Annotated in this window: 20 protein-coding genes; 14 read left to right on the top strand and 6 right to left on the bottom strand. The window is 72.3% G+C overall.

Annotation, left to right across the window (positions count from 1 at the left end):
• Positions 1-185 precede the first annotated feature (185 nt).
• The 3 genes from AB0D32_RS17285 to AB0D32_RS17275 form a co-directional block, all read right to left on the bottom strand.
• Positions 186-1,460 carry an IS701 family transposase gene (locus AB0D32_RS17285; RefSeq protein WP_357090744.1) on the bottom strand — a complete coding sequence of 425 codons (1,275 nt, stop codon included), beginning with the start codon at positions 1,458-1,460 and terminating at the stop codon, positions 186-188.
• Positions 1,461-1,607: 147 nt separating this feature from the next.
• The gene (locus AB0D32_RS17280; RefSeq protein WP_357090710.1) at positions 1,608-2,447 is read right to left on the bottom strand and encodes an aminoglycoside phosphotransferase family protein; all 840 of its coding nucleotides are present in this window, start codon (positions 2,445-2,447) and stop codon (positions 1,608-1,610) included.
• Positions 2,448-2,452: 5 nt separating this feature from the next.
• Positions 2,453-3,214 carry a response regulator transcription factor gene (locus AB0D32_RS17275; protein ID WP_357090708.1) on the bottom strand — a complete coding sequence of 254 codons (762 nt, stop codon included), beginning with the start codon at positions 3,212-3,214 and terminating at the stop codon, positions 2,453-2,455.
• 544 nt (positions 3,215-3,758) lie between these two features.
• Between AB0D32_RS17275 and AB0D32_RS17270 the strand changes: the two genes are divergently transcribed.
• Together AB0D32_RS17270 and AB0D32_RS17265 are read left to right on the top strand one after the other, a co-directional pair.
• Positions 3,759-5,000 carry an MFS transporter gene (locus tag AB0D32_RS17270; RefSeq protein WP_357090706.1) on the top strand — a complete coding sequence of 414 codons (1,242 nt, stop codon included), beginning with the start codon at positions 3,759-3,761 and terminating at the stop codon, positions 4,998-5,000.
• A gap of 135 nt (positions 5,001-5,135) precedes the next feature.
• Entirely contained in the window at positions 5,136-6,311 is a 1,176-nt protein-coding gene (locus AB0D32_RS17265) for a peptidoglycan DD-metalloendopeptidase family protein (protein ID WP_357090704.1), read from the top strand.
• Between the two features lie 84 nt (positions 6,312-6,395).
• On the opposite strand, the gene AB0D32_RS17260 is transcribed toward AB0D32_RS17265, so the two are convergent.
• Both AB0D32_RS17260 and AB0D32_RS17255 read right to left on the bottom strand, forming a co-directional pair.
• Positions 6,396-7,184 carry a methyltransferase domain-containing protein gene (locus AB0D32_RS17260; RefSeq protein ID WP_357090702.1) on the bottom strand — a complete coding sequence of 263 codons (789 nt, stop codon included), beginning with the start codon at positions 7,182-7,184 and terminating at the stop codon, positions 6,396-6,398.
• 165 nt (positions 7,185-7,349) lie between these two features.
• Positions 7,350-8,612, bottom strand: coding sequence for a Gfo/Idh/MocA family oxidoreductase (locus tag AB0D32_RS17255; protein ID WP_357090700.1), 1,263 nt, complete (start codon positions 8,610-8,612; stop codon positions 7,350-7,352).
• Between the two features lie 149 nt (positions 8,613-8,761).
• Between AB0D32_RS17255 and AB0D32_RS17250 the strand changes: the two genes are divergently transcribed.
• The 7 genes from AB0D32_RS17250 to AB0D32_RS17220 all read left to right on the top strand — a co-directional run bounded on the left by AB0D32_RS17250 (position 8,762) and on the right by AB0D32_RS17220 (position 15,987).
• Entirely contained in the window at positions 8,762-10,003 is a 1,242-nt protein-coding gene (locus AB0D32_RS17250) for a sugar ABC transporter substrate-binding protein (RefSeq protein ID WP_357090698.1), read from the top strand.
• Positions 10,004-10,065: 62 nt separating this feature from the next.
• Positions 10,066-10,965 carry a sugar ABC transporter permease gene (locus AB0D32_RS17245; RefSeq protein ID WP_357090695.1) on the top strand — a complete coding sequence of 300 codons (900 nt, stop codon included), beginning with the start codon at positions 10,066-10,068 and terminating at the stop codon, positions 10,963-10,965.
• Complete coding sequence (locus AB0D32_RS17240; protein WP_357090693.1) at positions 10,962-11,864, top strand: carbohydrate ABC transporter permease; 903 nt, start codon at positions 10,962-10,964, stop codon at positions 11,862-11,864. The genes AB0D32_RS17245 and AB0D32_RS17240 overlap by 4 nt, the downstream gene beginning before the upstream one ends.
• Positions 11,861-12,865, top strand: coding sequence for a hydroxyacid dehydrogenase (locus AB0D32_RS17235; protein WP_357090691.1), 1,005 nt, complete (start codon positions 11,861-11,863; stop codon positions 12,863-12,865). The genes AB0D32_RS17240 and AB0D32_RS17235 overlap by 4 nt, the downstream gene beginning before the upstream one ends.
• 55 nt (positions 12,866-12,920) lie before the next feature.
• Complete coding sequence (locus AB0D32_RS17230) at positions 12,921-13,802, top strand: Gfo/Idh/MocA family oxidoreductase (RefSeq protein WP_357090689.1); 882 nt, start codon at positions 12,921-12,923, stop codon at positions 13,800-13,802.
• Positions 13,803-13,906: 104 nt separating this feature from the next.
• Positions 13,907-14,923, top strand: a complete 1,017-nt coding sequence (locus AB0D32_RS17225) for an NAD-dependent epimerase/dehydratase family protein (RefSeq protein WP_357090687.1) — start codon at positions 13,907-13,909, stop codon at positions 14,921-14,923.
• Positions 14,924-14,931: 8 nt separating this feature from the next.
• Positions 14,932-15,987 (top strand): dihydrodipicolinate synthase family protein, encoded by a 1,056-nt coding sequence (locus AB0D32_RS17220; RefSeq protein ID WP_357090685.1) that lies wholly within the window; start codon positions 14,932-14,934, stop codon positions 15,985-15,987.
• 48 nt (positions 15,988-16,035) lie between these two features.
• Here AB0D32_RS17220 and AB0D32_RS17215 read toward each other — a convergent pair whose 3' ends face one another.
• The gene (locus tag AB0D32_RS17215; RefSeq protein ID WP_357090682.1) at positions 16,036-17,256 is read right to left on the bottom strand and encodes a hypothetical protein; all 1,221 of its coding nucleotides are present in this window, start codon (positions 17,254-17,256) and stop codon (positions 16,036-16,038) included.
• An 81-nt stretch (positions 17,257-17,337) separates the two neighbouring features.
• On the opposite strand from AB0D32_RS17215, the gene AB0D32_RS17210 reads away from it, so the two are divergent.
• From AB0D32_RS17210 to AB0D32_RS17190, 5 genes are all read left to right on the top strand, one after another.
• On the top strand, positions 17,338-18,510 hold the full coding sequence (locus AB0D32_RS17210) for a DegT/DnrJ/EryC1/StrS family aminotransferase (RefSeq protein ID WP_357090680.1): 1,173 nt from the start codon (positions 17,338-17,340) through the stop codon (positions 18,508-18,510).
• Positions 18,507-19,403 (top strand): dihydrodipicolinate synthase family protein, encoded by an 897-nt coding sequence (locus tag AB0D32_RS17205; protein ID WP_357090678.1) that lies wholly within the window; start codon positions 18,507-18,509, stop codon positions 19,401-19,403. Before AB0D32_RS17210 ends, AB0D32_RS17205 begins: the two co-directional genes overlap by 4 nt.
• Positions 19,400-20,140 (top strand): hypothetical protein, encoded by a 741-nt coding sequence (locus AB0D32_RS17200; protein WP_357090676.1) that lies wholly within the window; start codon positions 19,400-19,402, stop codon positions 20,138-20,140. Before AB0D32_RS17205 ends, AB0D32_RS17200 begins: the two co-directional genes overlap by 4 nt.
• Positions 20,137-20,868 (top strand): amidohydrolase family protein, encoded by a 732-nt coding sequence (locus AB0D32_RS17195; protein ID WP_357090674.1) that lies wholly within the window; start codon positions 20,137-20,139, stop codon positions 20,866-20,868. The genes AB0D32_RS17200 and AB0D32_RS17195 overlap by 4 nt, the downstream gene beginning before the upstream one ends.
• 156 nt (positions 20,869-21,024) lie before the next feature.
• Positions 21,025-22,185, top strand: a complete 1,161-nt coding sequence (locus tag AB0D32_RS17190) for an epoxide hydrolase family protein (protein WP_357090672.1) — start codon at positions 21,025-21,027, stop codon at positions 22,183-22,185.
• Positions 22,186-22,278: the final 93 nt, after the last annotated feature.

Genomic DNA, 22,278 nt, shown 5'->3' with positions numbered 1-22,278 from the left:
ACGGGGTCAGCCGCGTACGGGGGCGGTGGTGGTCGCCGAGCCGGCCCGTGGGCGGAAGGGTCGTACGACGCTGTCGAGCTGAGTCGTCTGCGACATCAGCTCGACAGCGTCCCGCGTGTGGATCCTCCGCCGGCCGGCACCGTCGCTGAAAGGCGAGGCGCTAGTACGGCAGCCGCCGTTCGGGATCATGGCTGAAGTTCGGCGTTGAAACGTCGTTTGTAGTGGGCTCGTCGGGCTCGGGCTTGATGGCGGCGTCGCCACTGTGACCAGCGCAGACGGTGGGCGAGTTCGTGGATTGGCCGGATGATGAAGGCGTTGATCAGACGACGGACTTCGTTGACGGTCAGGTTGATCAATCCGGTCTGCGGGGGTTCGTCGGCGGCGTCGGCGGAGCAGATCGCCAGGACGGCGAGGGCGGCCAGGGCCAGGGTGGTGAAGCGGTGCCAGGAGTCCCAGCGGCGGACCTGGTGCTGGTCGAGGCCGACCTGGCCTTTGGCGGTCTGGAAGGACTCTTCGACGGTCCAGCGGATCCCGGCGACCCGGACGAGTTGGGCGAGGGTGGCGGGCTGCGGGGTCCAGCAGCGGTAGAAGGCCAACTCCCCGCTGGTGGTGTTCTTCCTGATGAGCAGGCTGTGTCGACCGCTGTCGTCAGGGTCGGCGTCGGTGGTGACATCGTCGAGCCAGGCCCAGTCGTAGAAGCGTGGCCCTTTCGACCCGGCGCCGGCACTGCGGCGCTGCCACGCTGATGCCGGTAGATCGGCCGCGATGCGGTCGGCGCGGAGACGGACCTTGCCGCCGTCGAGGGGCACCAGGTGGCTGCGGGACACGGCCAGGACATAACCCAACCGGTGTTGGCGCAGGTGAGCGCGGAAGACGCTGCTGTTGCCGTAGGCCTCGTCCGCGGCAGCCCATGCCGCTGGAACGCCGGCGTCGACGGCTGCGGTGATCATGTCGGCTGCCAGCTCAGATTTCGAGGCGAACTCGACCTCGTCCGGGACACCGGCGCCCTGGCAGCGGTCCCGGTCCTCGGTCCACGACACGGGCAGGTAGACCCTGCGGTCGATCAGGGTGTGTCCGTGCCCGCTGGCGTAGCCGAGGAACACCCCGACCTGCGCGTTCTCGATCCTGCCGGCGGTGCCGGTGTACTGGCGTTGCACCCCGACCGAGTGAACACCCTTCTTCAGATCCCCCGTCTCGTCGACGACCAGTACCGCGTCCGGGTCACCGAACCGGTCGACGATCACCGTCCGCAGGTCGTCACGGACGGCCTCGGCGTCCCACACCGCCCGATACAACAGCCGCTGCATCGCATCCGGGCGGGCATGCCCAGCTTGCTCCGCCAGCTGCCAACACGTCTTGACCTCGATATCGGCCAACAGGCCGGTTACGAACGCCGCCGCCGTGCGGCGCGGCTCGACCCGTCCGAACCGGCCCGCGAAGGAGGCGAGCACCCCGGCCAGGACCCGCCCCCACCCGGCAGGGTTTACGCTGTGGCACGCGGCCACCGCCAGATCTGAAGTTATGTCCACAACGTACAGACGATCACGCGGTGGCCGCCCCGCGTCCAGCCCGCTCTACCAGCGGCATCTCAAACGGCGGCTGCCGTACTAGTATTCGCCGCGTCCGAAGGCGGCCAGCTCCGCGGAGTGCCCCGGGTTGCTGACGTACGTCGCCCCGATCGGGGCGGTCACCCGGCACCACATGTCGAGCCGCCGTACGTCGATGCGGGCCGCCGCGGCCAACTCGTCGCGCCGGCGCAGCATCTCCGCGCGGTCCAGGCCCTCCAGCACGTAGTCGACCGCATCGAAGCACGGGTCGCCGGCGCAGGCCATCGGGTCGATGGCCACCAGGCCCTTCGCGCCGCCGCTGAGCACGTTGCCCAGGTGCAGGTCGCCGTGCAGCAGCACGGTGTCGGTGGGCGCCGCGAACAGGTCGTCGCGCAACCGCTTCGACTCGGCCAGGTCGGCGCCCCGCCGTGCCGCCGAGTTGAACAGCACGTCGATCCAATCCTCCAGCCGCCGCGGCGCGGTGGCCGGGTCCCCGGCGCCGTGCAGGTCGGTGAGGAACGCGGCATACTCCTGCGGCGACGGCGGCTGCGGCATCTTCTCCACGAGCGTGCCCGGGTGGATCGACTCGAGCAGCACCGCGCCCCGGGCCGCCGCCAGCACCGACGGCACCCGCCCGCTGGGCGCGAACTGGCGCAGCATGTCGACCTCCTCCCGTACGGCGTAGCTGTCGGGCGACAGCTTCAGCACCGCGTCGCCCTGCCGGTGGCGGCAGCGGAACACCACGGAGGAGTTGCCGGACTTGAGCTGGTCGCCGAGGTCGAGCCCCCACTGCGCGACGAGCTCGTCGAGCCGCTCGGTCAGCGTGCCGACCCAGCGCCGCGCCGCCTTGCCGAACCGCGGCTCCAGCCGGTTCGCGATCGCTTCCAGATCCAGGGCCATCCCGCTCACCTTTCCATCGACTGCGCGCCGGCGTACGCGACGGAGCCGCCCACTCCGGGCAGGGGTGTGGCTCCCCGCACGTGGGCCGGCGGGAGGCTGCCGGGCATCGGGTCGGGAGCCGACCCGTACGGCCCGACGCGCTCCAGCCGGGCCTTGCGGGCGACCTCGATCGCCTCGTACCGGTCCGACACGTTGAGCTTGCTGAAGATCGTCGAGATGTGGTTGCTGACCGTCTTCGGTGAGAGGTTCAGCTGGGTGGCGATCGCCCCGTTACGCAGGCCGGAGGCGATCAGCTCCAGCACCTGCCGCTCGCGGGTCGTCAGCTCCGGGAAGAGCTGCTGGTTGCGCGGCTCCCGGCCGAGCTGCCTGACGAGCTGATCGGCCACGCGGGGGCCGAGGATCATCTCGCCCGTCGCGATGCCCCGGATCGTCCGCACGATGCCGTCGCCGGGGCAGCTCTTGAGCACGTAGCCCCGTGCCCCCGCCCGCATGGCCGCGAACACCGCTCCCTCGTCCTCGACCGCCGTGAAGACCAGCACCGCGGTCGAGGGCGACATCCGGGCGATCTCCTGGAGTGTCACTCCCACCTGGAAGCCCGGCAGTTCGATGTCGAGCACGAGCACGTCGGGGCGCAGCGACGCCGCCGACCTCATCGCCTCCCGCGTGGTGCCGGCCTCGGCGACCACGGTGACCTCGGCCGAGGGGGACAGCAGGGCGTGCAGGCCCCTGCGTACCACCGGCTGAGCGTCGGCCAGGACGACCGTCACGGCACGACGTTCTGCGTCGTCCGCGGCATCCCCCGGATCCTGCCTCATCGTGTGAGCCGGTTCCGAGGTCGAGCCAACGCGCACCATTACCACACCTCACCCGTCCTGACTGGCCCCGCGACGCCTCCCTCGTGGAGGCGCGGCGGAAGCGCCGACCTCCGATCGGCGTGAACATCTTCTGACGGGCAACAGAACAACACATGAACGTGGCCGGGTTCTAGCCATGTCAATCTTCTGACGCATTCTCTGCGACCAATTAAATTAAAAGCGTCGAAGGCGATTCTCGGTTTGAATGGAACAGGCCGCGACAGAACGGGAATGCCGGGACGAGGTGCCCGCGCGCGTCCCGGCCTGCGGGCCTACCGGGACGTCTGCCCGGCTCACCGGTTAGCGCACCGGGTCCCGGGCGTCCACGGGAAAGATTCCCTGGTCGGTCGGGAAGTCGTCCCGCCCCCGGTTCCGTCGGACGCCCTGTCCCGCCCGGCGTCGCCGCCGCGAGGATTGACGTGACCGTTCCATCACACCAGGATGTGCAATTATGCCCTTGGCTCGTCTGATTGATTTTTCGGCCCGTCTGGTGCCGACCGATCCGCTGCGCAGGAAACTGATCGCGATCCGGCTGGCCGAATCGATCGGCAAGGGAGTCTTCCTCAGCGGCAGCGTCGTCTACTTCACGCTCCGCGTCGGACTCGACCCCCGGCAGGTCGGCCTGGGTCTGTCCGCGGCAGGCCTGTCCGCCTTCATCTCGTCGGTCCTGTTCGGCGTGATCGCCGACCGGGTGGGCGCGCGCCGGCTGCTCGTCATCCTGTTCGCCGCGCTGGCGGTGGGCTTCGGGCTCTACGCCCTGGTGGACAACGCGATCCACTTCTTCGCCCTGGTGGTCGCCGTCGGCTTCCTCGAGTACGGCACCGGCCCGACCAACGGCGCTCTCGTCGGCAACCTCGTGCCCGCCGAGGAACGGGTCAAGCTCAAGGCCATGATGCGGTCGGTGTTCAACATCGGCTTCAGCATCGGCATCGGCGTGGCCGCCGTGGCCGCGCTCGACCAGCGGCTGCTCGTGCTGATCCCGCTCACCACCGCCGCGTTGATGGCCGGCGCCGCGCTGCTGGTCACCCGCCTGCCCGACGTGCCGTCGCGCCCCGTCCCGGTGGGCTTCAAGCGCTTCTCCGCCGTACGCGACCCACGTTTCCTCGCCGTCATCGGCGTCTCGACGGTGCTCGCCTCCCACGTCACCGTCATCCTGGTCACGATGCCGCTCTGGGCGCTCAACCGCACCTCGCTGCCGCACTTCCTGATCCCGTTGCTGCTCGTCTTCAACACGGTGTTCGTCATCCTGTTCCAGGTGCGCGCCAGCCGTGGCGCGGACACCGTGGAGGGTGCCGGCAGGCTCGCCCGACGCTCCGGCTACTGGCTGGCCGGCGGCTGCGCCGTCATCGCGGTGACCGCCCTCGGCGACAACCTGGTGCTGGTGTCCGTCGCGATCGTCGCCGCGGTGCTGATCCTGTCGGTCGCCGAGGTGATGCAGGCCGCCTCCGGTTGGGGCCTCGCGTTCGGCCTCGCCCCCGAGCACGCCCAGGGTGAGTACCTGGGCGCGTTCGACCTGCACGTGATCACCCAGAACATCATCGGTCCGGCCGCGCTGTCCGGCCTGGTCATCGCCTTCGGCTTCTGGGGCTGGCTCGGCATCGCGGTCGCCGCGCTGGTCGCGTCGGCGCTGATCATCCCGGTCGCGCACCGCAGCCAGGCCACTCTCGTGCCCGAGCCGGCCTCCGTGACCAGCTCGTAGGTGCCGCCCCGGCCGGCGCCTGACCCATGCGAAACATATCTTCATTACCGGAGTGTCAACTTGTAGACAATCTTCCTGTCGCTGTCTATCGTCAGCACAACTTAGCGATGTCCTTCGATTTGAAAGAGGTCGTCAATGGTGCGCATCAGACGATGGGGCGGCATCGCCGCGGCTGTGCTGGTGACGGAGCTTCTGGTCGCGGGCACCGCCGCGCACGCCGCCGCGCCCACACCGGATCCGGTGCCGGTGAGCGTCGAGGACGCCGTGACCGCCAAGCTGGTCGGGCAGGCCCGGGCCACGGCGGCGGAGCGCGTCGACGGATCCGACACCCGTGTCACCGTCACCCGCAAGAACGGCCGGTGGGCCTTCGGCACCGCCGTCGCCGTCTCCTCGCACGAGCAGGACGCCCACCCGACCGGCGCGGTCTTCATCGCCCGCGCCGAGGCTGGCGGGTGGCGGGTGAACTTCGACGGCGAAGCCGGGTTCAGCGAGCTGGCCGCCGAGTCTCCCCTGGTGAACAAGCAGGAGAAGACGGTCTTCACGCAGACCCCGGGCGTCATGTCCGCGGGCGGCGACTTCCGGACCGGGATGGCCCTGCCGTTCGCCGTCGGGCAGACCTGGACGCTGACCGGTGGCCCGCACGGCTGGGGTGGCGGGGCGCCGTACAGCTCGATCGACCTGGCCGGCGGCGACCAGGTGGTCCGCGCGGCGCGGGCCGGCACGGCGTACACGATGTGCACGGGGTGGATCCGGGTGATCCACGACCGCGGCTACTCCACCGACTACTACCACCTGTGGAGCAGCATCTCGGTCAACGGCGCGGCCGTCGGCCAGGGCGCGTACCTGGGCTACACGGGAACCGATGTGACCTGCGGCGGGTCGGCGACCGGCCGGCACGTCCACTTCGGGCTGCGGCAGAACAGCGCGTACGTGCCCATCGCCGACCACAACATCGGCAAGTGGGTGTTCGTCCAGGGTGCCGCCTACCAGGGCGGTGCGCGGCACGGCTCGGCCCTGATCGGCACCGGCGGCGCGATCTACAACTACGGCGCGCTGGGCTTCAACCAGGCGGTGGTCGACGCCAACGGCGGGGGCACGCTGACCAAGCGGGCCGGGCCCGGCACCGGATACGCCGTGCGGGGTTCGGTGGGCGACGGCGCCACGGTGACGATCTCCTGCTCCGCCAACGGCACCTCGCACACCGGGCGGTACGGCACCACCGCACTGTGGAACCGGCTGAGCGACGGCACCTGGGTGTCCGACGCCTACCTGTGGACCGGGCTGAACAGCGCGATCAACGGCTGGTGCTGAACCGGCACCGACCGGGCGTCCACGCAGGGGCCCGCCACCGTGGCGGGCCCCTGCGCCGCACGGTGAATCCGAGCCGCCGGGGTGTCAGCGGGGCAGCCCGAACTGGAGCGAGACCCGGACCCGCTCGGTGACCGCGTCCCGCCCGCCGAGGGCGTCGCGGACCTCGGCGGTGAACGCCGCCATCCTCTCGGGGGAGGGCAGCAACTCGGGCGACATCGCGGAGAAGGCGCCGCCGACCATGTCGTGGACGGTGAGCGGCGCGGCGTACTCCACAGCCGACTCCACCACCCGGTAGCCGGCGGCGGCGAGGGCGTCCCGGTTGCGCCGGCGGCCGGCGTCGTCGGTCTGGCAGGTCGCGGTGACAGGGTGCCCGAGCAGCCCTTCCAGGCATCCACGCAGCGCCCGGGACCACTCGGTGTCCTGCGACCACAGCGGCGCACCGTTGGTGATCACGACGATCCCACCCCCGGGGCGCAGCAACGGCCGGGCGGCCCGGAACAGCGACTCGCGGTCCATGAAGTGGATCGCGACGGCGACGGTCAGCGCGCCGGCCGGCCGGTCGCCCAGCAGCCGGCCCAGGGCGGGCAGGTCGCTGTCCGCGCCGAGCAGCCACGCCGTGTTCGTCACCCCCGCGTCGAGGGCGGCCCGACGGGCCAACGCCAGCATGTCCGGCTCCGGATCCACGCCGACGACCGTGCCCACCCGGGCGGCGAGCGGCAGGCTCAGTTGGCCGGTGCCGCAGCCGAGGTCGATCACGGTGTCGCCGTCGCCGAGACCGAACGCCCCGACGACGGCGTCGAGCACCTCCGGCGGGTACCCGCGCCGGTGTCTGGCGTAGTACGCGGCCACCTCGCCGCTGAAGCCCGTTCCCATGCCGCCAGCCTCCGGTGCGACGGGCCGGGAGGCGAGTGATTCTGCTCAGGGCAGCGTGCCTCCGCCGGCCGTGACCCGGCGAGCCGTGCCGATGTCCACCCGGAGGACGTCGCGCCCCTCACCCCGGCTTCGCCGGGGTGAGGGGCGCGCACGCCGAGCGCCCGCTCAGGGCGAGGTGGGCCCGAGTGGCACGGGGACGCCGCCGGCCAGCCGGCTGCGCTCCGCGGCGAACGCCATCCGGTGGCTGTCCAGGGACTCCCGTGGTCCCGACCGGATCCGCGACCGGTCGCCGGTGGCGATCGCCTCGACGAAGCCCGCCATCAGCGCCATGTCGCCGCCGCCGTGGCCGGAGCCGGCGTCGGCCCCGCCGCCCCGGGTGTCCGTGTCGACGGTGGCGCCGGTGACGAAGTCGGTCACGGTGACCTGTTCACCGTCGCCTTCCAGGTAGCCGTGGGTGCCCATGATCCTGGTGCGCCGGTGTCCGCCCGGGGTGAAGGCGCTCATGGTGAGGGTGGCGGTCGCGCCGCCGGCGAAGGAGACGGTCACGCTCTGGTGGTCGGCGACGTCGTTGCCGCCGGCGTAGACGCACCGTCCGTACGGCCCGTCGCGCAGTGCCGCGTCCAGCCCGTCGGCGGTCAGGTCGCGGGTCACCACGGAGAGCGGCCACTCGCGTCGCGAGGGGTCGGCGAGGCAGGCGCGGTAGAAGCGGGTGGCCGAGTACGGGCAGCTCGACTCGACCCGGCAGTCGAGGCAGCGGTCGGCGGCGCCGCGTGGCCGGTTGCCGGGGTGGAAGTGGTGCAGCGCGCCGACGCTGCTGACCCGCGTCGGAGTGTCGCCGACGACGTAGCGGAGCCAGTCCAGGTCGTGGCAGCACTTGGCGAGCAGGCTGCTGGAGGAGTCGTCGGCCCGACGCCAGTTTCCCCGTACGTAGGAGTGGGCGAAGTGCCACCAGCCGACCGGCTCCAGGTGCTCCACCCCGATGACGCGACCCAGCGCCCCGGCGTCGACGTACCGCTTCACCGCGTCGGTGTAGCGGGTGTAGCGCAGCACGTGGCAGACGGCGAGCAGTACGCCGGTGCGCTCGGCCGCCGCGGTGACCGCCTCGCACTCGGTCTCGGTCGGCGCGATCGGCTTCTCCAGCAGGATGTGGTAGCCGAGGTCGGCGAGTCGGGTCGCGGCCTCGGCATGCTCCCGGTCGGGGGTGGCGAGGACGACGGCGTCGGCGAGTCGGGGCTGCGCGGCGAGGGTCTGCCAGCTGTCGAACAGCCCGGACGCGGCGACGGCGTGGGCGTCGGCGAGCGCGGCGCGGTGGGTGGCCCGGGGGTCGGCGACCGCGACGACGCGGGCCTTGTCGGGGTGGTGCAGTGCCCAACCGGCGTACGTGCTGCCACGGTTGCCGGCGCCGACGACGGCGAGGGTGACGGTCATCGGAGTCCTTCGCTATTACGGTTCTGGACCGATCTGTCCAGGTGTTTGCACGATCAGTAACGATGTGACCTCGGAACTTCCGGGCCCTAGTATCGGCCCGGACCGTAAGTTAATGTACTGCGAACTTGACTCTCCCGGAAGGATGCGAGATGCGTGTTCGGAAGGGCCTGTCGGCCGTGGCGGTGGCGCTCGTCGCCGCTCTCGCGGCCACGGGCTGCGGCGGTTCCGACTCCGGTGGCTCCGGTAAGACGACCGTGACGATGTGGACATATCCCGTGATCTTCGACGAGGCGAAGCACCGCGCACACTGGGACGAGACGATCAAGGCGTTCCAGGCGGCGAATCCCGACATCGAGGTCAAGACCGAGATCTTCCCCTGGGCCAACCGCGACCAGGCGCTCGCTACCGCGATCGCGGGCAACAAGGGGCCGGACGTCGTCTACCTGATCCCCGACCAGCTGCCCAAGTACGCCCGCAACATCGAGCCCGTCGACAAGTACCTCGACGAGGCGACCAAGAGCGACCTGCACGAGAACGTCGTGCAGTCGGTGAGCATCGACGGCAAGATGATGGGCGCCCCGATCCTCACCAGCGCCTCCACGCCGATCTGCAACAAGAAGGTCTTCGCGGCCGTCGGCGAGACGACCTACCCGACCAGCTGGAACGACCTGCTCACCCTGGCCCCGAAGTTCAAGGCCAAGGGCTACGACATCACCGCCTACGTCGGTGACGCCAAGCAGACCCTGAACCAGACGTTCTACCCGCTGCTCTGGCAGGCCGGCGGCGACGTGTTCAGCCCGGACGGCAAGTCGGTCGCCTTCAACAGCGACGCCGGCAAGAAGGCGCTGGGCTTCGTCAAGCAGCTCGTCGACGGCGGCTACGTCGACAAGTCCCTGATCACCGCCGTCCCGCCGATCGAGCAGACCCGGATCGCGCAGAACAAGGTCGGCTGCATGTGGAGCACGCCGGTGGCCGAGGTCGAGAAGTTCTGGGGCAAGGAGAACATCCAGGTCGTCCCACACTTCACGGACACCAGGCAGATCGGTTACGGCACCGTCGGCTCGCTGTCGATGCTGAGGAACGCCAAGGACAAGGAGGCGGCCGGCAAGTGGCTCGCCTTCGCGACCAACGCCGAACAGACCAAGAAGTACGACCTGGCCTCCGGCTTCTTCTCCCCGCGGAAGTCCACCGGCCCGCTGTTCGCCGACGACCCCGTCCTCGGGGAGCAGGAGAAGCAGGTGGGGGCCAGCACGGTCGGCCCGCTGCACGAGAAGGCGCGCGACGTCCAGGGCGTCCTCTCCCCGGAGATCCAGGCCGCCCTGCTCGGCAAGAAGTCCGTGGAGCAGGCCCTCGACGACGCGGCGAAGGCCGCCGCCCCGCTGCTCGGATAGTGCCGGCGCGGCTCGCGGTGGGCGCACCCCGCCCACCGCGAGCCGTCGAGAAAGGTTGTCAGATGGTTGCACTACCGGGGAGCCGTGGCCGGCGCGTACGCCGTCCCTCCGCCCGTGAGGCCGGGACGGCGCTGCTGTTCGTCCTGCCGTTCCTGCTGCTCTTCGCCGTCTTCCGGTTCGGTCCGGCGATCGCCGGGGTGGTCCTCGGCTTCACCGACTACACCATCGGTGGCGAGACCGGCTTCGTCGGGCTGGAGAACTTCCGCCGGCTCGTCGACGACCCCACGTTCTGGTCGGCGCTGCGGGTGACGGCCGTCTTCACCGTGCTGTCCGTACCGCTGTCGATGCTGGCCTCCCTCGGCATGGCGATGCTGACCCGTCGTGCCTTCCGTGGCGCGAAGCTCTTCCGGTCCATCTTCTTCCTGCCGGTGGTGACCAGCCTGGTCCTCGCCGGCGTGGTCTTCACCTGGGTCTTCGCCGAGGGCGGGCCGTGGTCGCGGGCGATGGGCGCGATCGGGCTGCCGGCCGGCTCCTGGCTGGCCGACAGCGTGCTGGTGATCCCCGCGCTGGTGCTGGTCTCGGTCTGGTCCCGCTTCGGCTACGGCATGCTCATCCTGCTCGCCCGGATGCAGGACATCCCGGCGGAGTTGGAGGAGGCCGCGCTGACCGACGGAGCCTCGGCCTGGCAGCGCTTCCGGTACGTGACGCTGCCCCAGTTGCGACCCGCCCTGTTCTTCGTGGCCATCATCGAGACCACCGTGTCGTTCCAGGTCTTCGACATGATCTACGTGATGACCGGCGGTGGCCCGGTCCGGTCCAGCTACAGCCTCGTCTACCTGCTCTACGACCAGGGCTTCAAGTACTTCGACCTGGGCTACGCCAGCGCCGTCGGGGTCGCCCTGTTCGTCATGACGATCATCGTGGCGCTGATCCAGCGGCTGACCCTCGGGAGGGAAGAATGACGGACACGATCACGCCACCGGCCGCCCCCGCCGCGGAGCCGGCGTCGCGGCGGGACCGGATTCGCCGCCCCTACCGGGCCGGCCACGCCAGCCGGGGCTGGGTGGTGGGGCGTACGGCGCTGCTGGTGGTCGGCGCGGTGGTCACGCTCTTCCCCTTCTACGCGATGGTCGTGCTGTCGTTCAAGCCGACCGGTCCGGTGACGTTCCCGGACAGCCTCCTGCCCTGGCCGTTCTCCCCGGAGGCGTACGACCAGGTGATCGGCGCCAAGAGCGTGCTGCGCTGGATGTGGAACACCGTCGTCTACTCGGTGGTGTCGGTCGTCGGCGTGCTGCTGTTCGCTTCGATGGCCGGGTACGCCTTCGCCAAGAAGCGGTTCCCGGGCAAGGAGACGATGTTCTGGTCGTTCCTGGCGATGCTGATGGTGCCGTACCACGTCACGATGATCCCGACGTTCATCATCATCTCCGAGCTCAACGGCGTGGACACCTACTGGGGCATGATCGTGCCGACCCTGGCCAACGCCCAGGCGGTGTTCCTGATGCGGCAGTTCATCGCCTCGCTGCCCGACTCGCTGTTCGAGGCGGCCCGCCTCGACGGTTGCTCCGAGTGGCGGGTGTACGTCTCGATCGTGCTGCCGCTGATCAAGCCGATCCTCGCCACGCTGGGCGTCTTCGTCTTCCTGTGGCACTGGAACGACTTCCTGTGGCCGCTCATCGTCGGGCAGAGCCTGGACATGCGTACCCTCACCACCGGCATCGCCTCGCTGCAACAGGAGAACGTGGCGTTGAACATGCTGCTCGCGGGCTCGGTCGTCGCGTTCGTGCCGATCTTCATGGCGTACCTGATCGGGCAGCGCCACTTTCAGGAGGGCGTCTCCACCACGGGGATCAAGGGGTGAGCGTCATCGCGGTGGCGGCGTCGCCGGAGGTCCGCGAGCTGTTCTTCGACGCCGACGCCCGGGCGGCACTGGGCCGGCTGGGGGAGGTGCGGCTGCCGGCCGTCGGCGACGACGTCGGCGACGAGGCCACGCTGGCCCGGCTGCTCGCCGACGCGGACGTCGTCGTCACCGGCTGGGGCTGCGCGCCGCTGTCGGCGGCGGTGCTCGACGTCGCGCCCCGGCTGCGTCTGCTCGCGCACACCGGGGCCAGCGTGAAACCGTTCGTCACCCCCGAGAGCTTCGCCCGTGGGGTGCGCGTCACCCAGGCCGGCGAGGCCATGGCGTACGCGGTGGGGGAGCAGGCACTGGCACTGACCCTCGCCCTGCTGCACGGGCTGCACCGCTTCGACCACGCGTTGCGGACCGGTGTCGACTGGGCGAGCGCGAAGGCCGCACCACCCCGGCGGGAGCTGCGCGGGGCGACCGTCGGGGTGGTCGGCGCGTCCCGGACGGGGCGGGCGTACCTGGGGTTGGTGCGGGCGCTCGGGACGCGGGTGCTGGTGGTCGACCCCCACCTGTCGGCCGCCGAGGCCGAGACGCTCGGGGTCGAGCGGGTCGGCCTGGACGACCTGCTCACCCGCAGCCTGGTGGTGTCCCTGCACGCGCCGGTGCTGCCGGAGACCGTCGGGATGATCGGGGCGCGCGAGCTGGCCCGGTTGTCCGACGGCGCGCTGCTGGTCAACACCGCCCGCTCGGCGCTGGTGGACGAGGCCGCGCTGCTGGCCGTGCTGCGCTCCGGGCGGATCGACGCCGCGCTGGACGTGTTCGACGCCGAGCCGCTGCCGGTGGGCCATCCGTTCCGGCGGCTGCCGAACGTGCTGCTCACCCCGCACGAGGCGGCGGGGACGGTCGGGTCGCGGCAGCGGGCCGGCGCCATCGTCGTCGCCGAGATCGACCGGTTCCTCCGGGGGAGTCCACTGCGTCACGAGGTACGACCGGAGCAGCTCGACCGGACCGGCTGACCGGGGCTGACCTGCCCTGGCGTGCCGGAAGCCCGGATGGGTAGCCTCTGCGCTCATGCGTATCGCCCTCGCCGGCCTGGCCACCAGTCACCCCTACGCCGACGCCCGAACCCTGCGTGACGACGCGGAGCTGGTGGTGTGGGAGCCCGATCCCCAGCGGTTGGCGCGGTTCCGGGCCGAGCAGCCGGAGGCGGCGGTGGCGCCGGATCTGGCCGCGTTGCTGGCGACCGGCCCGGACGGCGTGGTCCTCACCGTCCCCACCCCCGACGTGCCGGAGGCGCTGGCCCGGGTGCTGGAGCGGGGGCTGCCGTGCTTCGTCAACAAGCCGGCCGCGGCGACCGTCGACCAGCTCGACCGGTTGGAGCGCGTCGTGGCGCGGGCCCCGGAGCTGGTGCTCTCCTCCTCGGTGCTGCGTTTCGCGCCGGAGTTCGTCGCGTTCGGCGTGCCGCGCGAGGAGGTGCTGTCGGTACGCGCCACGGTCCGGCACGACGTCGCTCTCTGGGCCACCGGCTACAACCCGTGGCAGGACGACCCGGCGGCCGGTGGCGGCACCCTGGTCATGATGGGCCTGCACGGGGTGGAGCTGCTGGTCGCGCTGCTCGGCCCGGCGGTGCGACTGGTCGGGGCCGCCGCCACCGTGCGCCGGCACCGGGGGCTGCGCTCGGAGGACACCGGCCTGCTGGCCGTGCAGTGGGACGACGGGGTGCCCGGCACGGTGGAGGTGCTCGGAGTCAGCGAGGGCGAGGCGTACGAGGTGACCGTGCACACCGCGGCCGGGGAGAGCCGGGTGGTGCTGCGCGGCGGTGCCGACGAGCTGGGTTACCGGGCCACCATCGAGGCGTTCGTGGGCATGGTCCGGGGCGCGCCGAGCCCGGTGCCGTGGGCGCAGACCCGCGCCGTACTGGACGTTCTCGCCTCGGCCCGCGCCTCGGTCTGACCCTCGCCGGCCCGCCCGGGCCGATCCCGCCGCCCCGGACGCCTTGACGCCCCCCTAGCCGGAAGTTACGGTCATGACCGTTACTTCGGAAGGGGCTTGGTGGCATGCGTACGGTGGCGGAACTGGAGGAGCGGCTGTCGCGCCCGCGGGGCGTCCTGGTGGACGACCTGCGCAAGCTCGACGGCGACATCCTGATCCTCGGGGCGGGCGGCAAACTGGGGCCGAGCCTGGTCCGGCTGGCACTGCGGGGCGTGGCAGAGGCGGGCACCGGCGCCAGGGTCGTCGCCGTGTCCCGCTTCTCCGAGGCGGGGCTGGCCGACGCGCTGCGGGACGAGGGCGCGGTGGTGGTCGAGGCCGACGTCACCGACGACGCGGCGCTGGCAGCGCTGCCCGACGCGGCCAACGTGGTCTTCCTGGTCGGGGCCAAGTTCGGCACCTCCGGCCGGGAGCACGCCACCTGGGCCACGAACACCTACCTGCCCGGGCGCGTCGCACAGCGCTTCGCCGGGTCCCGCCTGGTCGCGCTGAGCACCGGCAACGTCTACCCGCTGGTCCCGGTGACCTCGGGCGGCTGCGTCGAGCAGACACCGGTCCAGCCGGTCGGCGAGTACGCCATGTCCTGCCTGGGCCGCGAGCGCATCCTCACCCACTTCGCGCTGCGTGACGACACCCCGCTGGCCCTGATCCGGCTCAACTACGCCGTCGAGATGCGCTACGGCGTCCTCGTCGACATCGCCCGCGCCGTGCACGCCGGCGAGTCCGTGGACCTCACGATGGGGCACGCCAACATCGTCTGGCAGGGCTACGCCAACGAGGTCACCCTGCGCGCTCTGCACCACACGCGGACACCGCCGTTCGTGTTGAACCTGACCGGGCCGGAGCTGGTCTCCGTCCGGCAGGCCGCCACCGCGCTCGCCGCCCGGCTGGGCCGTGAGCCGGTCCTCACCGGCACCGAGGCGCCGACCGCGCTGCTGTCCAACGCCCAGCTCTGCCACCGGCTCTTCGGCTATCCCGACGTGCCGGTCGCCGAGCTGATCGACCTGACGGCGGAGTGGGTCGCCAACGGCCAGCCCCTGCTCGGCAAGCCGACCGGATTCCAGCGCCGCGACGGCAACTTCTAGGAGAGACCGTGTTGACCGCATCGAGCACCCGTCAGACCTCGGCCCTGGCCCGGTTCCGGCACGGCTGCGTCATCCCCGCGCACCCGCTGGCCCTGGACGCCGACCGCAAGCTCGACGAGCGCCGGCAGCGGGCGTTGACCCGCTACTACCTCGCCTCCGGCGCGGGCGGCATCGCCGTCGGCGTGCACACCACCCAGTTCGCCATCCACGATCCGCAGGTCGGGCTACTCGCCCCGGTGCTGGAACTGGCGGCCGAGACCGCGGCCGGCTCGGACGCGATCCTGGTCGCCGGAGCCTGCGGGGACACCGCCCAGGCGGTCGCCGAGGCGGAACTCGCCGCCTCGCTCGGCTACCACATGGTGCTGCTCTCGCCGTACGCGCCGCTGGACGAGGACGCCCTGGTCGAGCGGGCCCGCGCCGTCGGCGAGGTGCTGCCGGTGATCGGTTTCTACCTGCAACCGGCGGTCGGCGGTCGGGAGTTGTCCCGGGGCTTCTGGGCCAGGCTGGCCGCCCTCGAATCGGTGGTCGGCATCAAGGTGGCACCCTTCGACCGCTACCGCACGCTCGACGTGCTGCACGGCGTGTGCGCGGCCGGCCGCAACGGTGACCTGGCCCTCTACACCGGCAACGACGACCACATCCTCGCCGACCTCGTGGCCCCGCACCGGGTCGTCGTGGACGGTCGGGAGGCCGAGGTCGAGTTCGTCGGCGGGCTGCTCGGGCAGTGGGCGGTCTGGGCGGGCACCGCGGTGGCGCTGCTCGACGACGCCCGCCGGGCCCGGGCCGGCGACGACGTGGCGCTGCGCCGGCTGCTCACCCTCGACGGTCACCTGACCGACGCGAACGCGGCCATCTTCGATGCCGCCAACGGCTACCACGGCTGCATCCCCGGCATCCACGAGGTGCTGCGCCGGCAGGGCCTGCTGGCCGGCCGCTGGTGCCTGGACCCGACGGAGGAACTGTCCCCGGGTCAACTGGCCGAACTCGACCGGGTGCACCAGGCCTACCCGCACCTGCGCGACGACGACTTCGTCGCCGAGCACCTGGACGAGTGGCTGGCCTGACGGTGGACGGTCCGGTCCGCGCCCACCGGGGCGCGGACCGGGACCGCGTCACAGGGTCAGGCGGTAGAGGGTCAGCGGGCGTCCGCTGCTGCCGGAGGCGAGGTTGCCGGTCCGCTCGGCCAGACCGGCCAACTCCAGGCGGTGCAGCATCCGCCGGGCGGTGCGCTGCTGGACCTTGAGCTGGTCGGCGACCTCCCGGCTGGTCAGCGGCTCGTCACCGACCGCGGCACGCACCTCCCGCAGCCGCAGCAGGGTGGGCACGGACAGGCCGACCCGCTGGGCGATGATCCCCAGGTTCACCTCCGCCGGCTGCGGCGTCGGCGTGGTCGACTCCAGCACGATGTCGGTCTCGCCGCGCAGCGACAGCACCGCCGTGGTGGGACCCACCCGGCGGGCCCGGCTCAGTGCCCGGCGGGCCAGGTTCTCCGCCTCCGCCGCGCTGCGTCCGAGGCCGAAGCCGATCTGCACGGTGTCGTGCCGGTCGGCGAGGCGGCGCAGCATCGGCAGCGCGGTGAACCCGCCGGTGGCGTCGTGCAGCGGGCCGCGGGTGGTGACGATGAGGTACGTGTCGGGGGCGAACCGCGCGAGCGTGCCGCCGAGCGTGGCCACCTCCTTGAGCAGCCCGTCGTCGCCGTCGGAGAGGTTGGCCAGCCCGAGCGCGATCTGGGCGTCCTCCTGGGCCTGGCTGCCGACGTGCAGCAGGAGCTGGCGCAGCGCGGTGCGCACCGAGTGGTTCGACGGGGCGAGGCGGTACGCCGGCATCTCGTGGTGCAGCACCTCGTACACCGAGCTGATGCAGGTGACGGCGACGTCCGCGCCGGCCCGGCGCTGCCGGCGGTGGAAGGCGACCACGTCGTCGGAGCCGAGCCCGCTGCGGTACGGCAGCGACCGGACCCGGTCCACGGGCAGGTCGGCCTCACCGAAGGTGCCGGCGACGTCGGCGCCGGTGACGGTGTCGATCGACATCCGGGTGACGTCACGCCCCTCACGCAGCAGCCGCACCGCGGCCTGGAGCAGGGTCGCGCCGGTGTAGTCGACGAAGACGGCCGGGCGGTTCAGGGCGTTCGCCTCCCTGGCCAGGGTGTACGGCACGACGCCGGTGAAGAGCCACGCCTCCACCTGGCCGGCGTGGGCCTCCACGATCGCCGGGGCCTGCGACTCGTGGTCGTAGTGCAGCCGCCTGGCGGTGACGCCGGGCTGCTCCTCGCAGGTGACGGCCACGTCGTCGACCAGGTCGTGCGGGCCGACGACCCCGATCTCGATGGTCACCGCTGCCTCCTGTCAGGGTTGCATTGCTCGCAGCACAAGATTACGGTCAGGCCCGGTATTATCGAAACCCTGGGAGGGTGCGTGTTCTTCCCCAGCATGGCCGACGCCAGTGGCCGGACGATCGGCGCGGAGGAGTTGGCCGCGGTCAGCCGGGTGCTCCAGTCGGGCATGCTCAGCTCGGTCTGGGGCACTGAGGTCCGCGCCCTGGAGCGCGAGATGGCCGACCACCATGGAGTGTCGCACGCCGTGGCCGCCAGTTCGGGCACGGCGGCCCTGCACCTGGCGGTCGCGGCCGTCGCGCCGGACCCGGGCGACGAGATCATCACGTCTCCGATCAGCGACTTCGGCACAGTCGCGCCCATTCTCGCGCAGAACGCCGTGCCGGTGTTCGCCGACGTCGATCCGTACACCGGCAATCTGGACCCCGCGGCCGTCGCCGCCGCGATCGGGCCCCGCACCCGGGCGATCCTCGCGGTGCACCTCTTCGGCGCCGCCGCCGACCTGCGCGCGGTCGCCGACTCCGCCGGGGTGCCCCTGATCGAGGACTGCGCCCAGGCGTGGCTCACCCGCTATCCGGACGGCACCCTCGCCGGCACGGCCGGCGCGATCGGCTGCTTCAGCCTCCAGCAGTGGAAGCACATCACCTGCGGTGACGGCGGCCTCGCCGTCACCGACGACGCGACCCTGGCCCGCCGGATGCGGCTCTTCGCCGACAAGGGCTGGCCGCGCGACGAGGCCCGCCGGCACGTCGGTCTCGGCCTGAACTACCGGATGACCGAACTGGCGGGCGCCGTCGCCCGGGCCCAACTGGCGAAGCTTCCCGGGGTGCTGGCCGACCGGCGGCGCACCGCACGGCGGCTGGCTGCGGCGCTCGCCGACCTGCCCGGCGTGCGCCTGCCGGCGGACGTCGACGCGCACGCCTGGTGGCTGTTCCCGATCGTGCTCGACCCGCCGCTGACCAACCACGAGGTGGCCGGCAGGCTCTCCGCCGCCGGGATCCCCGCGCGGGCCGGCTACCTCGACCAGCCGCTGCACTACGCCCCGGCGCTGACCGAGGCCCCCGTCTACGGCACCTCCCGCTTCCCGCTCACCGTGCCGCCCGCCGACCGGCTGCCGACCTACGGACCGGGCGCGTTCCCGGTCGCCGAGCGGCTCGTCGCGCAGACCCTGCTGGTGATCGACTGGAACGAGCGGTACACCGACGCGCACGTCGACGAGATCGCCCGGGCCGTCCGCGCGGCGGTGACACCGTGATCGCGCCGGCCGCCGCCGCGCTGCGCGACCGGCTGCGGTGGCGCCTCGTCGCGGCCACCGCCACCCCGATGGACGCGGACCGGACGGTCGACGCCGAGGTGCTCGACCGTTACCTGCGCGGCCTGGTCGCCGACGGCGCGGACGCCCTCGCCGTCTGCGCCCACACCGGCCGCGGCCCCTACCTCGACGCGGCGACCCGCGACCTGGTCACCCGGCACGCCGTCGGGACCGGGGTGCCGGTGGTCGTCGGCGTGGGCGGCCGGCCGGGGGAACACACCGACGACGTCGCCGCGCAGGCCGCCCGGGCGGCCACCCTCGGTGCGGCCGGCGTCCTGGTGTTCCCCGTCGACGGCGACGCGGTCGCCCACCACGACGTCGTGTGGCGCGCGGCCGGCCTGCCGATGCTCGCCTTCGACCTCTACACCCGGCCGTACTCCGCGTCGAGGCTGGCCGCCCTGCTGGAGCACCCCGGCGTCGCCGGGGTGAAGGTGGCCCGGCTGCACGACGCGCTCGCCTGCCAGGCCGCCCTGGCGACGGCGCACCGGAGCGACCGGCTGGCGGTCACCGGCGAGGACCGGATGTTCGGGCCGTCGCTGATGTGGGGCGCCCAGGCCGCCCTGGTCGGCCTCGCCGCCGCCGCCGTGCCGGTCACCGCCGCGGTCCTGCGGGCGTACGCCGACGGCAGGCACGGCGACTTCGTCGCCGCCTCCGCCCGGCTCGACCGGCTCGCCGAGGTCACCTTCACCGACCCGATGGAGGGGTACGTGCGCCGAATGCTCCAGATCGCCGCCGACGAGGGCCGGATTCCGGCGACCCACGCCGTCGACCCGTACGGCCCGGTGCTGCCCGACGGCGACCGGGACCGGGTGCTCACGGTGGCGAGGCAGCGGTGAGCGGCAACCCGTTCGTGGCGGCCGACCTGCCACCCGTCACCTTCGACGTCGACGTCCTCGTCGGCCGGTACGCCGACCGGCCTGGCCCCTCCGGAGACCCCCGGGCCGTCGCCGCCACCCTCGCCGCGAACGGCATTGCGCGGGCGGCCGTGGCCAGCCTGCGGGGGGCGCTGTTCGACGTGCCCAGCGGCAACGACGAGGCCGCCGCGCTGACCGGCCCCGCCGTGCTGCCGGTCGGCGCGCTCGACCTGCGCGACCCGCTCGGCGCCGAACGGGAGGTCGTCCGGCTGGCCGAGCGCGGTTTCCGGGCCGTGCGGCTCTTCCCCGACGAGCAGCGCGTCGAGCCCGACTTCCCGTCCGTGCGGCACGTCGCCCGCCGGGCCGCCGAGGCCGGTCTGGTCATCCTCACCGGCGGGGACGTCCGCCGGTTCTGGCGACCGCTGCGCGGCGCGACCGTGGTCTTCCTCGACACGCACTTCTACCACCTGGGGGACTTCGTGGTGGCGGCCCGCGACGAGCCCGGCTTCCACACCTCCACCCGGCTGCTCAACTCGCCCGACGCGCTGGAGACCGTCGCCGCGCACGTGGGCGTCGAGCGCCTGCTCTACGGCTCCCGAACCCCGTTCTACGAGCCGGTCGTGCCGCGGCTGCGGCTGGCCCGCGGCGGTCTCGGGCCGACCGAGGTGGCTGCCGTGGCGGGCGGCAACGCGCGCCGGATCCTGGAGGGCCAGGAATGATCATCGATGTGCACGCACACTGGGGACCGTGGTTCTTCAGCATGGACGTCGCGGCGGTCGCCACCAACCTCGCGGTGATGGACCGCTACGGCATCGACCTCGCCGTCGTCTCCGCCACCGAGGCGGTCATCTACGACGTGGCCGCCGGCAACCGGGCGATGGCCCGGGTGCTGGAGACCAACGACCGCCTGCTCGGCTACCTGACGATCAACCCGCGCCGGCTCGACGACGCCGAACGGGACCTGCGCGAACTGCTCCCCACCGGCCGGTTCGTCGGCGTCAAGATCCACACCGACTACACCGCCTCCCCGGCGACCTCCCCGCAGGCGCGGGCGGCGCTGGAGCTCGTCGCCGCGCACGACCTGCCCGCCCTCGTCCACACCTGGGGGCCGAGCCCGCTCGAGCTGGCCCAGGCGGTCGCGGACATCCCCGGGCTGCGGGCCATCGCCGGGCACATGGGCGCCGACGGCTGGCGACACGCCATCGAGGCGGCGAACGCGGTGGACCGGCTCTGGCTGGAGCCCTGCTTCTCGCACACGGAGGCAGGCCGGTTCGCCGCGGTGGCGGCGGCGGTGAACCCACGGCGGCTGCTGTTCGGCACCGACGCCACGCTGATCGACCCGGCCGCGGCCTTCGGGGCGGTGCTCGCCGCCGACCTCGAACCGGAGCTGGCCGAGCGGGTGGCCTGGCGCAACGCGGCCGAGCTGTTCGGCCTCGACGTGTCGTAGGAGCGCGGTCCGCCGTCCGGCGGCACCGGAGGCCGCCGCGCCCACGGCCCGCAGTCGGTGGTGGCTCGCCGAGATCGCACGCTCGAAGGTGCGGGGTCCGCGTACCCGGCCGACGATGTGAATCTCGTGCGTGCCGTGACCGTGGAGGGCGCTGGGATGAAGCCGTTCCGTATCGAGATTCCGCAAGCCGAGATCGACGACCTGCGCCGACGCCTGGCCGACACGCGGTGGCCGCCCGAGCCGGCGACGGACGGCTGGGAACGAGGCGTGCCGCAGTCGTACCTGCGGGAGTTGGCCGACTACTGGCGCTCCGGATACGACTGGCGGGCGGCCGAGGCGTGGCTGAACGAGTATCCCCAGTTCGTCACGGAGATCGACGGCGCCGTGCTGCACTTCCTGCACGTACGGTCCCCGGAACCCGACGCGACGCCGCTCGTCCTCACCCACGGCTGGCCGGGAAGCTTCCTGGAGTACGTCGACCTCATCGGGCCGTTGACCGATCCGCGCGCCCACGGGGGTGACCCCGCGGACGCCTTCCACGTGGTGGTCCCGTCCCTGCCCGGGTACGGCTTCTCCGGTCCGCTCACCGAGACCGGCTGGGGCGTGCCCCGCATCGCCGGGGCGTGGGCCGAGCTGATGAACCGGCTCGGCTACGACCGCTACCTGGCGCAGGGCACCGACTTCGGCTCCTGGGTGACGGTCGCCCTCGCCATGGTCGACGTCGGGAACGCGATGGGGGCGCACGTCAACTTCCTCATCACGCCACCGCCCGGCGACCCCCGCGAGCTGGGCGCGCTCGACGAGGACACCGGCCGGCGCCTCGCCCGGCTGGCCCGGTTCGTGGACGACGAGTCCGGCTACATGAAGATCCAGGCCACTCGCCCCGTGACGCTCTCGTACGCCCTCACCGACTCGCCCGTCGGGCAGCTCGCGTGGATCGTGGAGAAGTTCAAGGAGTGGACCGACTCCGGCAAGAGCCCCGAGGACGCCGTCGACCGGGACCGCCTGCTCACCAACGTGTCGCTCTACTGGTTCACCCGGACCGCGGGCTCCTCCGCCCAGCTCTACCACGAGACGGCGGACATGCTCCCGGTCAGCGCCGCGCCCCGACAGCAGCCCCCGGTGCCGGTGCCGCTCGGGGTGGCGGTCTTCCCGCACGACCCCTCGCAACCCGTCCGGGCCTGGGCCGACCAGGCCTTCCCGAACATCGTGCAGTGGACCGAGTACGACCGCGGCGGTCACTTCCCGGGGCTGGAACAGCCGGGTCTCCTGGTCGACGACATCCGCCGATTCGCCCGGACCCTCGGCAGGGCCTGAGCGCAGGGCCGGTGACCTGCGAGCCGCCCCGGTCCTTCGGGGCGGCGACGCCGGCCTTCGCCGGTCCGACGCCGGCCCGGCCCCGGTGCCGGC

It is taken from the genome of Micromonospora sp. NPDC048170 (genome assembly GCF_040652795.1).
Taxonomy (GTDB): domain Bacteria; phylum Actinomycetota; class Actinomycetes; order Mycobacteriales; family Micromonosporaceae; genus Micromonospora.
Note: the sequence above shows the minus strand (reverse complement) of the source record. Positions and strands in the feature narration are given on the sequence as shown.

Bases quoted from the DNA above. Each gene is read 5' to 3' on its own strand.
- AB0D32_RS17245 (WP_357090695.1), top strand. From the start codon at position 10,066: ATGGTTGCACTACCGGGGAGCCGTGGCCGGCGCGTACGCCGTCCCTCC.
- AB0D32_RS17230 (WP_357090689.1), top strand. From the start codon at position 12,921: ATGCGTATCGCCCTCGCCGGCCTGGCCACCAGTCACCCCTACGCCGAC.
- AB0D32_RS17265 (WP_357090704.1), top strand. From the start codon at position 5,136: ATGGTGCGCATCAGACGATGGGGCGGCATCGCCGCGGCTGTGCTGGTG.
- AB0D32_RS17280 (WP_357090710.1), bottom strand. From the start codon at position 2,447: ATGGCCCTGGATCTGGAAGCGATCGCGAACCGGCTGGAGCCGCGGTTC.
- AB0D32_RS17240 (WP_357090693.1), top strand. From the start codon at position 10,962: ATGACGGACACGATCACGCCACCGGCCGCCCCCGCCGCGGAGCCGGCG.
- AB0D32_RS17260 (WP_357090702.1), bottom strand. From the start codon at position 7,184: ATGGGAACGGGCTTCAGCGGCGAGGTGGCCGCGTACTACGCCAGACAC.
- AB0D32_RS17255 (WP_357090700.1), bottom strand. From the start codon at position 8,612: ATGACCGTCACCCTCGCCGTCGTCGGCGCCGGCAACCGTGGCAGCACG.
- AB0D32_RS17195 (WP_357090674.1), top strand. From the start codon at position 20,137: ATGATCATCGATGTGCACGCACACTGGGGACCGTGGTTCTTCAGCATG.
- AB0D32_RS17250 (WP_357090698.1), top strand. From the start codon at position 8,762: ATGCGTGTTCGGAAGGGCCTGTCGGCCGTGGCGGTGGCGCTCGTCGCC.
- AB0D32_RS17225 (WP_357090687.1), top strand. From the start codon at position 13,907: ATGCGTACGGTGGCGGAACTGGAGGAGCGGCTGTCGCGCCCGCGGGGC.
- AB0D32_RS17190 (WP_357090672.1), top strand. From the start codon at position 21,025: ATGAAGCCGTTCCGTATCGAGATTCCGCAAGCCGAGATCGACGACCTG.